This window comes from Pseudomonas sp. CFBP13528, from assembly GCF_005233615.1.
Taxonomy (GTDB): Bacteria; Pseudomonadota; Gammaproteobacteria; order Pseudomonadales; family Pseudomonadaceae; genus Aquipseudomonas; species Aquipseudomonas fluorescens_AM.
Map to the genome: position 1 here is coordinate 1 of NZ_QGAJ01000031.1, position 15,179 is coordinate 15,179.

General features: G+C 62.2%; 16 protein-coding genes. 11 read left to right on the forward strand and 5 right to left on the reverse strand.

Annotated elements, in window-relative coordinates; translation table 11 throughout:
• The 5 genes from PspCFBP13528_RS27260 to PspCFBP13528_RS27280 form a co-directional block, all read left to right on the forward strand.
• Positions 1 to 875 (forward strand): ribonucleotide-diphosphate reductase subunit beta (locus PspCFBP13528_RS27260; RefSeq protein ID WP_137201242.1); only part of this gene is annotated, 875 nt, incomplete at its 5' end.
• Between the two features lie 150 nt (positions 876 to 1,025).
• A complete protein-coding gene (locus tag PspCFBP13528_RS27265) occupies positions 1,026 to 1,514 on the forward strand; it encodes a DUF1289 domain-containing protein (RefSeq protein ID WP_065949541.1) in 489 nt (162 codons plus the stop codon).
• Positions 1,515 to 1,563: 49 nt separating this feature from the next.
• Positions 1,564 to 2,484 carry a class I SAM-dependent methyltransferase gene (locus tag PspCFBP13528_RS27270; RefSeq protein WP_137201897.1) on the forward strand — a complete coding sequence of 307 codons (921 nt, stop codon included), beginning with the start codon at positions 1,564 to 1,566 and terminating at the stop codon, positions 2,482 to 2,484.
• A 148-nt stretch (positions 2,485 to 2,632) separates the two neighbouring features.
• Positions 2,633 to 3,349 carry a phosphatidylcholine synthase gene (pcsA, locus tag PspCFBP13528_RS27275; RefSeq protein ID WP_065884474.1) on the forward strand — a complete coding sequence of 239 codons (717 nt, stop codon included), beginning with the start codon at positions 2,633 to 2,635 and terminating at the stop codon, positions 3,347 to 3,349.
• 119 nt (positions 3,350 to 3,468) lie between these two features.
• Positions 3,469 to 4,248, forward strand: a complete 780-nt coding sequence (locus tag PspCFBP13528_RS27280) for a TSUP family transporter (RefSeq protein WP_101221460.1) — start codon at positions 3,469 to 3,471, stop codon at positions 4,246 to 4,248.
• On the opposite strand, the gene nudC is transcribed toward PspCFBP13528_RS27280, so the two are convergent.
• On the reverse strand, positions 4,216 to 5,049 hold the full coding sequence (gene nudC, locus PspCFBP13528_RS27285) for an NAD(+) diphosphatase (RefSeq protein WP_137201898.1): 834 nt from the start codon (positions 5,047 to 5,049) through the stop codon (positions 4,216 to 4,218). The two genes, PspCFBP13528_RS27280 and nudC, sit on opposite strands and share 33 nt — an antisense overlap.
• Positions 5,050 to 5,054: 5 nt before the next feature.
• A complete protein-coding gene (locus tag PspCFBP13528_RS27290) occupies positions 5,055 to 5,867 on the reverse strand; it encodes a crotonase/enoyl-CoA hydratase family protein (protein ID WP_137201899.1) in 813 nt (270 codons plus the stop codon).
• Between the two features lie 161 nt (positions 5,868 to 6,028).
• Between PspCFBP13528_RS27290 and PspCFBP13528_RS27295 the strand changes: the two genes are divergently transcribed.
• The 3 genes from PspCFBP13528_RS27295 (at position 6,029) to PspCFBP13528_RS27305 (ending at position 8,353) form a co-directional block, all read left to right on the forward strand.
• On the forward strand, positions 6,029 to 6,583 hold the full coding sequence (locus PspCFBP13528_RS27295) for a UPF0149 family protein (protein ID WP_065949535.1): 555 nt from the start codon (positions 6,029 to 6,031) through the stop codon (positions 6,581 to 6,583).
• Between the two features lie 91 nt (positions 6,584 to 6,674).
• Positions 6,675 to 7,931 carry a 3-phosphoshikimate 1-carboxyvinyltransferase gene (locus PspCFBP13528_RS27300; protein WP_137201900.1) on the forward strand — a complete coding sequence of 419 codons (1,257 nt, stop codon included), beginning with the start codon at positions 6,675 to 6,677 and terminating at the stop codon, positions 7,929 to 7,931.
• A gap of 32 nt (positions 7,932 to 7,963) precedes the next feature.
• Complete coding sequence (locus PspCFBP13528_RS27305; protein ID WP_065949533.1) at positions 7,964 to 8,353, forward strand: hypothetical protein; 390 nt, start codon at positions 7,964 to 7,966, stop codon at positions 8,351 to 8,353.
• Position 8,354: 1 nt separating this feature from the next.
• Here PspCFBP13528_RS27305 and PspCFBP13528_RS27310 read toward each other — a convergent pair whose 3' ends face one another.
• Entirely contained in the window at positions 8,355 to 8,954 is a 600-nt protein-coding gene (locus PspCFBP13528_RS27310; protein ID WP_137201901.1) for an NAD(P)H-dependent oxidoreductase, read from the reverse strand.
• Positions 8,955 to 9,026: 72 nt separating this feature from the next.
• Between PspCFBP13528_RS27310 and PspCFBP13528_RS27315 the strand changes: the two genes are divergently transcribed.
• Entirely contained in the window at positions 9,027 to 9,638 is a 612-nt protein-coding gene (locus PspCFBP13528_RS27315) for a TetR/AcrR family transcriptional regulator (RefSeq protein WP_065949531.1), read from the forward strand.
• Between the two features lie 77 nt (positions 9,639 to 9,715).
• Here the strand turns inward: PspCFBP13528_RS27315 and PspCFBP13528_RS27320 are convergent, their stop codons facing one another.
• Positions 9,716 to 10,387 carry a GNAT family N-acetyltransferase gene (locus tag PspCFBP13528_RS27320; RefSeq protein ID WP_137201902.1) on the reverse strand — a complete coding sequence of 224 codons (672 nt, stop codon included), beginning with the start codon at positions 10,385 to 10,387 and terminating at the stop codon, positions 9,716 to 9,718.
• Positions 10,388 to 10,563: 176 nt separating this feature from the next.
• Between PspCFBP13528_RS27320 and PspCFBP13528_RS27325 the strand changes: the two genes are divergently transcribed.
• Positions 10,564 to 11,415, forward strand: coding sequence for a CAP domain-containing protein (locus PspCFBP13528_RS27325; RefSeq protein ID WP_065949529.1), 852 nt, complete (start codon positions 10,564 to 10,566; stop codon positions 11,413 to 11,415).
• A gap of 151 nt (positions 11,416 to 11,566) precedes the next feature.
• Positions 11,567 to 13,771 carry a GAF domain-containing protein gene (locus PspCFBP13528_RS27330; protein WP_137201903.1) on the forward strand — a complete coding sequence of 735 codons (2,205 nt, stop codon included), beginning with the start codon at positions 11,567 to 11,569 and terminating at the stop codon, positions 13,769 to 13,771.
• Here PspCFBP13528_RS27330 and PspCFBP13528_RS27335 read toward each other — a convergent pair.
• Positions 13,750 to 14,877 carry a GGDEF domain-containing protein gene (locus PspCFBP13528_RS27335; protein WP_065949527.1) on the reverse strand — a complete coding sequence of 376 codons (1,128 nt, stop codon included), beginning with the start codon at positions 14,875 to 14,877 and terminating at the stop codon, positions 13,750 to 13,752. The two genes, PspCFBP13528_RS27330 and PspCFBP13528_RS27335, sit on opposite strands and share 22 nt — an antisense overlap.
• Positions 14,878 to 15,179 lie beyond the last annotated feature (302 nt).

Sequence of the window (15,179 nt, forward strand, 5' to 3'; positions counted from 1 at the left end):
CCGCCGACATCGCCCTGTGGAAAAACCCCGAAGGCCTGACCGACGACGAACGTCGCATCGTCATGCGCAACCTCGGCTTCTTCTCCACCGCCGATTCCCTGGTCGCCAACAACCTGGTGCTGGCCGTATACCGCCTGATCACCAACCCGGAGTGCCGCCAGTACATCCTGCGCCAGGCCTTCGAAGAAGCGATCCACACCCACGCCTACCAGTACTGCATCGAATCGTTGGCCATGGATGAAGGCGAGATCTTCAACATGTACCACGAGATCCCATCGGTCGCCAAAAAGGCCGCCTGGGGTTTGAAGTACACCCGTTCGATCTCCGATCCGAAGTTCGAAACCGGCACCGTCGACACCGACAAAGAGCTGCTGCGCAACCTGGTCGCCTACTACTGCGTCCTCGAAGGCATCTTCTTCTACTGCGGCTTCACCCAGATCCTGTCCATGGGCCGCCGCAACAAAATGACCGGCGTGGCGGAACAGTTCCAGTACATCCTGCGCGATGAGTCGATGCACCTGAACTTCGGTATCGATGTGATCAACCAGATCAAAATCGAAAACCCGCACTTGTGGGATGCCGAGATGAAGGAAGAAGCGACCCAGATGATCCTGCAGGGGACGCAGCTGGAAATTGAATATGCGCGGGATACCATGCCTCGCGGTGTTCTCGGCATGAATGCGGCGATGATGGAGGACTACCTCAAGTTCATCGCTAACCGTCGCCTGTCGCAGATTGGCTTGAAGGAAGAGTACCCAGGCACGACCAACCCGTTCCCGTGGATGAGCGAGATCATGGACTTGAAGAAAGAGAAGAATTTCTTCGAAACCCGTGTGATCGAGTACCAGACTGGCGGCGCGCTGAGCTGGGATTGATCAACAGCACAGCTCCAACATGTGGGAGGGGGCTTGCTCCCGATAGCGGTGTATCAGTCACAGGTGCGTTAACTGAACGACTGCTATCGGCAGCAAGCCCCCTCCCACATCGGGAACGCGGTGTTTCATAAACTTCGCAAATTGCCTTTTATGCCCAATCAAACCATCAAAACGCCCTGCATAGGCCTGTGTTCCACCGTCTACGGTGACCTGGTCTGCCGGGGCTGCAAGCGTTATCACCATGAAGTGATCCAGTGGAACGGCTATAGCGCCGAGGAAAAGCACGCGGTGTGGCTGCGCCTGGAGCAGTTACTGGTGCAGGTGATGAGCAGCAAGCTGGAAGTCTTCGACCCGCAGCGCCTGCGCCAGCAACTGGAAGACCGCAAGATTCGCTTCATGCCGCAACAGTCGCCCTACTGCTGGGCGTACCAGCTGATTGCCCGGGGTGCTCGAGTGATGTCAAAACTGGACGCCTATGGTCTGGGGTTGCTGCCGGAATTTCGTGAGCGTCCCCTCACGGACTTGCGCGATGCCATTGACCGCGAGTTTTTCCTGCTGTCCGAGGCCCATTACGAGCGCTACATAGCCCCGGTTTTTCTACGCGAAACCTTTGGCCCAGCCCTGATCGCCACGCTCTGACGCACAATTGTGTTTAAAATGCCGCCCGCTCAACGACTGACGCTCACCGATGACTCCAGACGCACTCGCTACCCTGCACGCCCATCTGCTCACCGCCCTGGCCAGTGCGCCCGCTGAAACCCGCCGCCTGTTCCACGGCCGTGGCCGCTGCTGGCCGGGCCTTGAGCAACTGACGGTGGACTGGTTGCAAGGCGTGGTGCTGGTGGCGCTGTTCAAGGAAAGCGAGCATCTGCAGGCCTTGAAGCAGCAGTTGCTGCAGATCGACTGGGCCGGTTTCGGCGCCCATACCGTAGCGCTGCAACACCGCTACCTGCCGCAAAGCACCACCGAGTGGCTGGTCGGTGACGCCCTCGACGAACTGACCATTACCGAAGGCGGCCTGCGCTACCTGATCGACCTGGGTAAAAAGCAAAACAGCGGCCTGTTCCTCGACATGCGCTACGGCCGCAACTGGGTGCGCGAGCAGGCCAAAGGCCAGCACGTGCTTAACCTGTTTGCCTACACCTGCGGGTTTTCCGTGGCCGCTATCGAAGGCGGCGCCGAGCACGTGGTGAACCTGGACATGGCCCGAGGCGCCCTGAGCCGTGGCCGCGACAACCATCGCCTCAATGGTCACGACTTGAGCAAGGTGACCTTTCTGGGCCACGACCTGTTCAAGTCCTGGGCCAAAGTCACCCACGGCGGCCCCTATGACCTGGTGATCATTGACCCGCCCTCCTTCCAGAAAGGCAGCTTCCTGCTGACCAAGGACTACCAGCGCGTGTTGCGTCGCCTGCCGGACTTGCTCACGGCCCAGGGCACGGTGCTGGCGTGCATGAACGATCCGGCCTTGGGCGAAGACTTCCTGATCGACGGCGTCACCCGCGAGGCACCGGGCCTGCGCTTTGTACAACGCCTGGAAAACCCGCCGGAATTCCCGGATATCGACCCGCAAAGTGGCTTGAAGGCCCTGGTGTTTCGCCAGGGTTGATGCCGAAACTTCCTGCGCTTGCTACGCTAGGCCCTACGCCGGGTGGTGAACCTTATCCCCGCCTTCCCGGTCGATACCTGCATTCCCCGGCCAGACTCGACGGCGTTACGCTGTCGGCTGCCCCGTTTGATCCTTTGGAGAACCGCCCGTGATATCGACCCTGCATGTAGCCAGAATCAAAGCCTGGGGCGCCCACGGCTTCACCGCCACGGGCGTGGTATTGGCATTCCTGGCCACCCTGGCGCTGCTGGAAAACTCGCCCAAGGCCTGCCTGCTGTGGCTGGGCCTGGCACTGGTGGTCGATGGCGTCGACGGTTCCCTGGCGCGACGGGTCAACGTCAGTACGGTGTTGCCCAGCTTTGACGGCTCGGTATTGGACTTGGTGATCGATTACCTCACCTACGTATTCATCCCGGCACTGTTTATCTACCGCTATATCGACCTGCCGGAATTTACCCACCTGTTTGCGGTGTCGGTGATCCTGGTGTCGTCGCTGTTCTGCTTCTGCAACGTCAACATGAAGAGCAAGGACAACTATTTCGTCGGCTTCCCGGCGGCCTGGAATGTGGTGGCCTTGTGTGTGTACATCATCCAGCCCGATGCCTGGGTCACCCTGCTGACCGTGATCGGCCTGGCGCTGCTGACCGTGACGCCGATGAAGTTCCTGCACCCGTTCCGGGTCAAGCGCTTCATGCCGATCAACATCGCGGTGACCACGATCTGGTTGCTGTGCAGCTTCCTGATGGTAGTGGATTATCCGAACACCAACCCGTGGACGTTCGGGCTATGGTCGCTGATGTCGGCGTACTTTCTGGGCATCTGCATCTGGCGCACGGCGCTGGAGTGGCTGGGCACCCATAAGTAACCTGTCACCCAGGATCAAAATGTGGGAGGGGGCTTGCCCCCTCCCACATTTGGTTCTGCGTACATCCGGGGGTAAGATGGCGGCCTTCCCAGCAGCCCCGCCAACAATAAGCCCTGCCCATGCCCTTCGAACTCAGCGTTGACCTGACCACCCTCGCCATTCTCGCCGTCGTGGCCTTTGTTGCCGGTTTCATCGACGCCATCGCCGGCGGCGGCGGCCTGCTCACCACGCCCGCCCTGCTCACCGCCGGCATGCCACCGCACCTGGTGCTGGGCACCAATAAGCTCAGTTCCACCTTCGGCTCGGCCACCGCCAGCTTTACCTTCTACCGCCGCAAGCTGTTCCACCCGCGCCAATGGGTGCACGCTATCGTCGGTACGTTGATCGGCGCGCTGAGCGGCGCCGTGGTCGCGCACTACTTGCCCGCCGACACCCTGAACAAGATGCTGCCGGTGATCGTGTTCGCCTGCGGGGTGTACCTGCTGTTCGGCGGCACGCCCAAGGCGCCGCTGGATGCGCAGGCACCGATCCGCAAGAAATGGCAGGCCACCCAGGGCTTCGGCCTGGGCTTCTACGATGGCGTGGCCGGGCCGGGCACCGGCGCGTTCTGGACCGTGAGCACGATGCTGCTGCACCCGATCGACCTGGTGAAGGCCAGCGGCGTGGCGCGCAGCATGAACTTCGTCAGCAATGCGGCGGCACTGACGGTGTTTATCATCAACGGCTCGGTGGACTGGATCGTCGGCCTGGCGATGGGCATCTCGGTGATGGGCGGTGCGTTCTTTGGCGCACGCAGCGCAATCAGCGGCGGCGCCAAGTTCATTCGCCCGGTGTTCATCACCGTGGTGCTCGGCCTGACAGTGCGCCTAGCCTGGCAGCACTGGTTCAGCGTGGCCTAAGCGACGGGCCACATAAAGGTCGATCAGATAACGCGCAATCGAGCGTGACGCCGGCAACGGCGGCAGCTCGTGGATATTGAACCACTGTGCGTCTTCGATCTCGTCAGCCTGGGGCACGATGTCGCCACCGGCATACTCGGCATGAAAGCCCAGCATCATCGAATGCGGGAACGGCCAGCACTGGCTGCCCATGTACTGCAGGTTCTTCACCTCCACCTGCACCTCCTCGCGCACTTCGCGGATCAGGCAGTCTTCAGCCGACTCACCCGGCTCGGCAAAGCCGGCCAGGGTGCTGTAGACCCCGCTGACAAAGCGTGGTGAGCGCGCCAGCAGAATTTCATCGCCACGGGTCACCAGCACGATCATGCTCGGCGAAATCCGTGGGTAGCTGCGCAGGTCACAGGCTTGGCAGTACATCGCCCGCTCCCGTGGTACCTGGACCATGGCCTGGCCGCAACTGCCGCAGAAGCGATGCTCACGCGCCCAGGTGCCGATCTGCGCGGCATAGCCCAGCACTTTGTACAGGGTATGATCGCCTTGCAGCATAAAACCGCGCAGGCCTTGCCAGCTGCAGCCCGGCACCTGGGCAGCACCGTTGATTTCCAGCAGGTACACCGGCTCGCCATCGAGATGCCCGATGCCGTGTTCGGCAAATACCGACAGGTCCTGGCGCTTGAGCCATTCCCGGGGAAACAGCGGCCCGTTGGCATCGTGCAAAAAGCCGTCGCGGCTGCGGGCCACGGCCCAGCCCCCGGCGGCGTCGTTGTCCAGCAGCGTTGTGGTAATCCAGCCTGGGGTCATATCAATCAATCCACGAATTCGGGTGTCTGTTTGCTCATATGGGCCGCGATGGCCACGCGCAGGTCGTTGGATTGCAACATAGCCGAGTTCCAGGTGGCAACGTATTCCAGGCCGTCATTGATGCTGTGGTCGCGCATATAGCTGATCATCGCCTTGGTGCCGGTGACGGCAATCGGTGACTTGGCGGCGATTTCATGGGCGATAGCCATGACGCCCGCCAACAGGCTTTCCGGGTCGGCATACACACGATTGACCAGGCCGATACTGCGCGCTTCTTCGGCGCCGAACTGACGACCGGTATAGGCCAGTTCGCGCAACATGCCGTCGCCGACGATGCGCGGCAGGCGTTGCAAGGTGCCGACGTCGGCGGCCATGCCAATGTCGATTTCCTTGATCGAGAACTGCGCGTCCTCGGCGGCATAGCGCATGTCACAGGCGCTGATCAGGTCAATGGCGCCGCCGATGCAGTAGCCGTGGATCGCTGCCAGCACCGGCTTGCGGCAATTGTCGACCGCATTGAACGAGGCTTGCAGTTCAAGGATCTTGCGCCGCAGCACGCGTGCATTGCGGCCCACATCCTTGCCCAGCTCATTGGCCACCGAAGCCAGCATCATCAGGTCGATGCCGGAGGAAAAGTGCTTGCCGGCACCACTGAGCACCACTGCGCGCACGGCATCGGTGTCTTCGACCCATTGGAAGATATCGATGATTTCGCTCCAGAACACCGCGTTCATCGCGTTGATCTTTTCCGGGCGGTTGATCTGCACATGGGCAACGTTGCCGTTGAGTTCGACGACGAAAGCTTGATATTCGGACATGGCAGTGATCCCTGACTGGCGAGTGATAAGGCCTGAACTATAACAAGGGCAGGCAACGGCGCATCGGCCAAAAGCGGGACTGGCAAAAAACCTTGCCAGGCGCCATCCTTGGCGCTTTAAGCCGCCCCACCGCGGCGTTCGACGTTTGAAGGATATACCCCATGCACGCCCAGCCTCTCACCCCCGCCGATTTCGACCTGATCGAAGACACCCTGCTCAAGTACGGCGACGACCATTCGGTGCTGAACCTGGCTGAACTCGACGGTTATTTCACGGCATTGGTCTCCAGCCCGACGCAGGTGGATATCGCCGAGTGGTTCCCGGCGATCTGGGGCGGGCAGAACCCGGAGTGGGAAAGCCCGGAAGAGGCCGGGCAGTTCCTGGACCTGTGTGTACGCCACTTCAATACGCTGGCGGCGCAACTGGTCGGCGATTGCAGTGAGTTCAAGGCACTGTTCGATGACAAGGAACACCACGGCCAGTCCGTGACCCTCGCGGAAGAATGGTGCTTTGGCTATATCCGTGGCGCCGCCATCGGCCACTGGCCAGCGCTGCCCGCCGAACTGGCCGCGCAGCTGGAGAAAATCTCCTGGTGCGCCGAGCAGGATAATTTCGACTTGCCGGCGGACCTGGATGTGCAGGCCCATCAGCAGCAGGTCAGCGAAATCGAGCCGGCGGCCCGAGCGCTGCACGATTACTGGCTGAGCCAGCGCTAACTCTCGACAAGCACCGCACCTTTGGCCGATTATTCGGGTCCGCCCCGTCGGCCACTCCCTGCCACCTCGCCCTGATCAGGAGCCTTGTCCCTTGAGTTCGCAAAAAACCGTGACCGTTACACCGCCCAACTTTCCTCTCAATGGCAAGGTCGCGCCCCCCGGTTCCAAATCCATTACCAACCGCGCGCTGCTGCTGGCGGCCTTGGCCAACGGCACCAGCCGCTTGAGCGGCGCCCTGAAGAGCGACGACACCCGCCACATGTCGGTGGCCCTGCGGCAGATGGGCGTGACTATCGATGAGCCGGACGACACCACCTTCGTCGTCACCGGCCACGGCAAACTGCAATGGCCGGCGCAGCCGCTGTTCCTCGGCAATGCCGGCACCGCCATGCGCTTTCTCACCGCCGCCGTGGCGACTGTGCAAGGCACTGTGGTACTGGACGGCGACGACTACATGCAAAAGCGCCCGATCGGGCCACTGCTGGCCACGCTCGGCCAGAACGGCATCCGGGTCGACAGCCCGACCGGCTGCCCACCGGTGACCGTGCACGGCGTGGGCAAGGTGCAGGCCAAGCGTTTCGAGATCGATGGAGGGCTGTCCAGCCAGTATGTATCGGCGCTGCTGATGCTTGCGGCGTGCGGCGAAGCCCCGATTGAAGTCGCATTGACCGGCAAGGACATCGGCGCCCGTGGCTATGTGGACCTGACGCTCGATTGCATGCGCGCCTTCGGTGCCCAGGTTGAGGCAGTCGACGACACCACCTGGCGCGTGGCCCCGACCGGCTACACCGCCCACGATTACCTGATCGAACCCGACGCCTCCGCTGCCACCTACCTGTGGGCCGCGCAAGTGTTGACCGGTGGCCGTATCGACATCGGCGTCGCCGCCCAGGATTTCACCCAGCCGGACGCCAAGGCCCAGGCGGTGATCGCCCAGTTCCCGAACATGCAGGCCACGGTGGTGGGCTCGCAGATGCAGGACGCCATCCCGACCCTGGCGGTGCTCGCCGCCTTCAACAACAGCCCGGTGCGCTTCACTGAACTGGCCAATCTGCGCGTCAAGGAATGTGACCGGGTGCAGGCGCTGCATGACGGCCTCAATGCAATCCGTCCGGGCCTGGCGACCATCGAGGGCGATGATCTGCTGGTGGCTGCCGACCCGACCTTGGCCGGCACGTCGTGCAACGCATCGATCGACACCCATGCCGACCACCGCATCGCCATGTGCTTTGCCCTGGCCGGGCTGAAAATCTCGGGCATTCGGATTCAAGACCCGGACTGCGTGGCCAAGACCTATCCTGGCTACTGGAAGGCCCTGGGCAGCCTGGGCGTGACGCTCAGCTACTGAAGCCACGGCGCAGGCTACGGGAGGGCACGCACATGACCATTCGCCAACCCTGCCCTCCCGGTGCCTGCGTCTGCGAGCGCGAACGCTTGCTGGAGGCGCCCGGCGCCGACCTGCGGATTCTCAACCTGACACGCCAGGAAGAAAAACGCCTGCTCGAGCGCCTGGAAAACCTCAAAAGCCTGCAGGACCTGGAGCATATGCAGCAGCGCATGTTCGAACAATTGGGCATCCGCCTGCATATCGCGCCGGGCCACACCGAGGTCAAGAGCATGCGCGGGATCCAGATCGTCATCGACGAGCTGCCCGGCCTGTGTCGCAAGACCCGGCAATCGATCCCGGCGGCGATTCGTCGCGGCATGGAGAGGCAGCCCGAAATTGCCTACCGTTTGCTGGACGCCCACGACCTGTTCCGCGACGCTTGAATCACCCGGCTGCTGTCTCACGCTCAAACAGCCCCTGCCCGACCGTCCTGGCCTTGTGCAAATGCGCTTGGGCACTGTCGCCTTCCGACTCCAGCAGCAGCTGCGAGGTCAGCACCTGGGCGCCGCAATAGTCAAAGATCCCGTAATCGATCTGCGTGCGCATGGCCTTGGCATAACCGTGCCGGTCGAAGGCGCTTGCATCCGCAGCGCCCAGGGCCAGCAGATGCACCTTCAAGTGCCGCAGCTTCTTGGTCACCGGCAGATCGGGGCCGTAATCGATCGCCCAGCCGTTGACGAAGACACGGTCGATCCAGCCCTTGAGCAACGCCGGCACGGACCACCAGTAGATCGGGAACACCACCACCAAAGCGTCGGCGCGGTCGATGCGTGCTTGTTCGGCGAGCACGTCCGTCGGCGGCGTTGCACCGCTGCGGTGTACCCGGTGGTCGGCGGCGGTGTAGCGAGGGTCGAAGCCTTCGGCGGCGAGATCGGCGATTTCAAAGCTGTGGCCGCTGGCGCTCAAACCGGCGCCGACCTGCTCGGCCACGCTTCGGGTAAGGGATTGCGGGTCGTGATGAGCCACAACGATAAGTGCGTGCATGACATGACATCCTTTTGGGCTTAAGCTACTTTTAGTAAGTTAACGCTCGTAAGTTACTTTTGGTATATAAGCATGTCAAGCAAACAATCCCCTGCCCCGCGTCGGCGTCTTTCCCGTGAAGAGCGTCTGCGTCAATTATTGGAAACCGCTTGGCACCTGGTGCGCGAAGAAGGCACTGATGCGCTGACCCTGGGCCGCCTGGCCGAGCTGGCCGGGGTGACCAAACCGGTGGTCTACGACCATTTCGTCACGCGGTCAGGCTTGCTGGCGGCGCTGTATGAAGATTTCGATGGGCGCCAGAACCAGGTATTTGTCGACGCCATCGATGCCAGCAGTGCAACACTTGAAGACCGTGCAGGGGTGATCGCGTCGTCCTATGTCGATTGCGTGCTGCTGCAGGGTCGCGAGATTCCGGGGGTGACGGCGGCACTGAGTGGTTCACCGGAGCTGGAGGCGCTCAAGCGCAAGTACGAGGCGATCTTCCTCGACAAATGCCGCGATGCCCTTGCGCCATTCGCGCCGGGTGGCAGGCTTTCCCAGGCCGGTCTGCGCGCCATGCTGGGCGCTGCCGAAGCCTTGTCGCACGCAGCCGCCAGCGCAGAGATCAGCCGCGAAGAAGCGCAGCAGGAATTGCTGGCGACCATACTGGCGATGGTCAAGCGCGGCGTCTCGGAGGCCGGATGAGGTCTTTCTGATAAAGGAAATCAATTGTGGGAGGAGGCAAGCCCCCTCCCACAGTTTTAATCCCCAGTGTTTGAAGCTTAGGCCAGGCGTTGATCGACAAACACCCGCACCTTGCGCGTCAGTTGATCCAGATGCCGATCGCGCTGCTTTTCCGCATCCACCATGGCACGCTTGCCGTGCTTTTGCAGCAGGTAGGTATGGATCTGCCGCACTTCCAGCGAGCTGTAGACAGCGGCCACGTCCAGCACACCCATCAGCCCATCGGTGCCGTAGTCCCGCGTATTCATCAGCACTTGCGTGCCGCGCGCGCCGCGCACCTTGAAGCCCATGGCTTCAAATGCCGGGACCTTCTCGACCGAACACGCCAGTTCCGCATGGGGATAGCGCGCCAACACGTCATCGAGCATGGCCCGGGCCACACCCTGACGCCTGGAACCGGCGTGCACAGCCATAAAGGCCACGCCACAGGCTTGAGGATCGCCCTTCACCGGCAGGTACAGGCAGAAGCCGACGACGGTCTCATCCTGCAGCGCCACGACCAGCTCAACACGGATGCCTTTCGAGCCGTCCAACGCCTCGAGGTACAGGTGCACCTCAAAACCGATGGCGTACTGGTAGATGTTATAGAGCAGGTTACTGGGCGCCAGCGCCACGCTGCTGATGTCGGTGAGGTTGTCGACCGCCAACTGCAGAATCTGGCTGTTGATCGGTTCGGGACAGGCCGTGGTGTAGCGGGTAAGGCTGAACATGCAGATTCCTGGGGTTTCACGTCGAGGCAGTGGCAATTGTACCTGTTGCGCGCCGTGTAGCCGGAGTGCTCGACAGCCGACACTCAACAATTGAGTGAAAAAAGTTCGGACCAACGGGTGCATGCAGGCCCTTGGATCGCGCATCATGGACACTTTCAAGCTCAAGGATAACGTCCATGCGCGTTCTGTCATTGATGATGGGTCTTACGACGCTGGCCGCCAGTACGGTGTTCTGCGCCAGCGCGATGGCGAATGAAGAAAGTCAGTTGGTGCAACAGATCAACCAGTACCGCAGCCAGGTGCAGCGCTGCGGCGACCAGGGTTCCCAGGAGTTGCCGCCGCTGGCCAGTGATACACGGCTGGTGCTGCCGGCCTCCAATGTCGGCGATTTGCAGCAGTCGCTGGCGCGGGCCGCGTACCCGATGGTCAACGTGCAGGCCATCAGCCTGTCCGGGCCCAAGGACGCCGAGGCCGCCATGAAAGCGGTGCGTGAGAGCTTCTGTCGCGTGGTGCTCGACCCGCAATTCGTCGATATCGGCGTGAGCAACAACGGCCAGGACTGGCGCATCGTCCTGGCGCGCCCGCTGCTGACCAGTGGCCTGGGCGACTGGCAGACCGAAGGCCGCAAACTGCTCGACCTGATCAACGCCGCCCGCGCCCAGCCGCGCGAGTGCGGCACCCAGGCGTTCACGGCGACCACGCCGCTGTCGTGGAACGACGACCTGGCCAACGCCGCCAACAGCCATACGCGCAACATGGCCAACGGCAACTTTTTCGATCACCTCGACCACGATGGCCGTACCCCCGGCGACCGCGCCGAACTGGCCGGCTATGTCGGGAAAAATATCGGCGAAAACATCGCTGCCGGCCTCGATACGCCGCGCAAGGTGCTCGACGGTTGGCTCGCCAGCCCCGGTCATTGCGCCAACCTGATGAACCCGCAGTTTCGCGATTTGGGTGCAGCCTACGCGATGGACCCGAAAAGCGATGCGGGCATCTATTGGACGGGGCTGTTCGGCACACAATAAAGCCTGTGGCCGAGCCGCCAAATGAGCAATAAAATCAATGTGCTATCCGGGAGAGCAATGTGCTGAACTGATTGCGGTCATACCGGTCTGTAGCTAGGCAGTCTGACCTCTTCAAGGCTTAACTACGCGTAGCGAAAAAGGTGTGAACCCAATGATGAATTGGCTGCAAGGCAGCAGCGAAATGGCAGAGCGGGTTCGTCGGCATGATTGGGCCAATTCGCCCCTGGGGCCACTTGAACACTGGCCGGACGTGTTGAAGACCACCATTGCGCTGTGCTTCGCCTCCAGCTTCCCCCAGGCCATCGTCTGGGGGCCGCAGCTGATCACGCTCTACAACGACGCCTTCGTGCCGATCCTGGGTAACAAGCCTGATGCCCTGGGCCGCCCGTTCAGCGACGTGTGGCACGAAGTCTGGGATGACATCAGCCCTATCGCCGACACCGCGTTCGCCGGGCAGGCCACCTATATCGAAGACTTTCCGCTGTTGATCCAGCGCGGCGAGGCTCCTGAACAAGCGTATTTCACCTTTTGCTACAGCCCGATTCGGGATGCCCAGGGTCGGGTGGTCGGGTTACTCGATACCGTCACGGAAACCACTGCCACGGTGTTTCTCGCCCGGCGCCTGGCGGTGCTGGAGGCGATCGGCAGCAGCGTCGCCACTGCAACCGACGCGGAAGCCATCATGAATTCGACCACCCGCTTGTTGGCCAAACACCTGCAGGTGTCGATTTGTGCCTACGCCGACATGGAAGACGATCAGGACGGTTTTACCATTCGCGGGGACTGGTCGGCGCAAGGCTCGCCGAGCATCGTCGGCCGTTACAGCCTGGCCGCGTTCGGTGAACGCTCGATGACCTGCCTGCGGGCCGGCGAGCCTCTGGTGATCCGCAATAACGTGCTCGAATTGCCGGCCCATGACGCCGCGCATTTCCAGGCGCTCGGCGTGACGGCGACCCTCTGCATGCCCCTGATCAAGGACGGCCGCCTCACCGCATTGATGGCCGTGCACGACAGACAACCGCGCTACTGGTCCCCCTATGACCTGGCGCTCCTGGGCGAAGTCACCGAACGTTCCTGGGCGCATATCGAACGCGTACGCGCCGATGCCGCGGTGCGTGCGGGCCTGGCGGCCTATACCGAACTCAATGCGACCCTTGAGCAGCGCGTGGAAGAACGCACCCGCGCCCTCGCCCAGGCCGAAGCCGCGCTGCGCCAGTCACAAAAGCTTGAGGCCATCGGCCAGCTCACCGGCGGCGTCGCCCATGATTTCAACAACCTGCTGACGATCATCCGCTCCTCCGTGGATTTCCTGCGCCAGCCGGGGCTGTCGGAAGAACGCCGGCAACGTTACATGTGGGCGGTGTCCGATACCGTCGAGCGAGCCAGCAAGCTCACCAGCCAACTGCTCGCCTTTGCCCGCCGCCAGCCGCTGAATCCGCAGGTGTTCGATGTCAGCCAACGGGTGCGCAACATCGGTGACATGCTCGAAAGCGTCACCGGCGCACGCATTCAAGTGCAGGTGCAATTGCCCGATCAGCCATGCTTTGCACGCATCGATCCCAGCCAGTTCGAAACCGCCTTGATCAACATTGCCCTCAATGCCCGCGACGCGATGGACGGCCAGGGTACCCTGACCATCAAGGTCGTCGGGCAGCAGCCACTGCCGCGCATCCGCGGTGACGCCGGGTCGCGCCAGCCCCACCTCTGCATTTCCCTGGCCGACACCGGCAGCGGTATAGGCGGCGATACCTTCGAGCGCATTTTCGAGCCGTTCTTCACCACCAAGGCCGTGGGCAAGGGCACCGGGCTGGGTTTGTCACAAGTTTTCGGCTTTGCCAAGCAATCGGGCGGCAATATCGATGTGGCCAGTACCCTCGGGCAGGGCACGGTGTTCACCCTGTACCTGCCCCAGGTGGAAGGCGAAGTCGCACCGCCGCAGGCCGAACATCCAGCGCTGCTGCCACTGCTGGACGCTACCCAACGGCATGTGCTGATCGTCGAAGACAACCTTGAGGTGGGGCGTTTCGCCAGCCAGATCCTCAAGGACCTGGGTTATCAGACCACCTGGGCGACCAGCGCCGAACAGGCGCTGACACTGGCCGGCAAAGACGCCGAGGCCTTCGACGCGATTTTTTCGGACGTGGTGATGCCAGGGATGACCGGTGTCGCCATGGCCAGGCTGATGCGTCAGCGCCGTGCGGACCTGCCGGTGGTGCTCGTGTCGGGCTACAGCGAGGAACTGGCGGACAGTGGCTACGAAGGCTTTGAGTTCCTCGCCAAACCCTACTCCGCCGAACAGGTTGCGCGCGCGTTGGCCAGGGCCATGACCAGGGATCAGCCCGCCACGGCGACCTGATTGCGACCCAGCGCCTTGGCCCGGTACAGCGCCTTGTCGGCGCTATCCATCAAGCCATTGAGGTCCAGCGGCTGGGCGTGGGTCGATGCAAGCCCCAGGCTGGCGCTCAGCCCCTGCACCGGGTCGGCCCGCAGGGCGCCAATGGCCTGGACCAATTGCTCTGCAATGCCGCGCGCGGTCTCCAGCGACGTATTGGGCAGCAATATCGCGAATTCTTCGCCCCCGAGGCGACCGGACACATCGACCTGGCGAAACGAGGCGCTGATCACGCCGCCAATCTGGCGCAACACCTGATCACCGGTCTGATGACCATAGGTGTCATTGATGCTTTTGAAGTGATCCAGGTCCAACATCAGCGCGCACAATGGCTGCTGCTCGCGGTGGCACTGGGCGTACAGCGCCTGGGCACGCTCGAAGAATGCACGCCGGTTCATCAACCCGGTCAGTTCATCGGTCTGCGCAGCGTGGGTTGAAAGGGTGTGAGCACGTTCCATCTGGCGCGTCAGGCGAAAGGCTTTTTCCAGGGCATCAGAGAGTTTGCGCGTGGCGCCCACTACAAAGGAGGAAAACACCAATACCGCCAGCGCTACGCCCACTTGCATCGGCGACGGCTGGAACAAAAGCCACAGGGTACAAGGCAACAGCACCAGGCCCATGGACCCCATCGACATAGCGCGATAAGCCGAATAGCACGACACCGCGCTGACCGACATGCCCACGGCAAACAGCATGACCAGCACTTGGGACAGGCGGTCATCGACCGGCATCACCGCCAGCGCCCCGCCGCCCCAGATCCCCGCCGACAGCATCAGGGTCAGCCAGTAACGACGCTCCCAGCGCGCGGGCGTGCGTTCGCTGTTGGGGCAGCGGAACCACCCGAGGAACAGCTGCACGCGCAACAGCGAAGAACCCGCCAGCAGTACCAGCCAGACCACGATGACCTGGTGATCGAAGCGATCCCAGCACAGCCAGCAGAGCATGATGGCGGCCAGGTAGCTGCCAAAGATGGCCGAAAACGACTGGCGAAACAGCTGATGCAAACGGTCGGTTCGCACCTGCTCTTCGATAATGCGATCCGGGTCTTGCCCATGCCCAAGGCTATGCATGCGATTCGCCTGTTTGGCTGCTGCGACAGAGGCGCCATTGTGGCACCCTGCCAGTAGCCCGGACAACAGGATCCTGCGCGCTAGAGCGTTTAACCCTTCTGAGCAGATGCACTGCAATCGAAATGTGGGAGGGGGCTTGCCCCCGATGGCGGTCTCTGGGCCGACCAGGATGCTGGATTGGACCGAGTACATATCCGTTTCTTCGGTCACGGCCACTTAGGGTTCCGCCCTGACGGCGGCTCACTTTTGAAAAGCGCAAAAGTAAGCAAAACGCTCTTGCCGGTATGACTCACCCACATGGG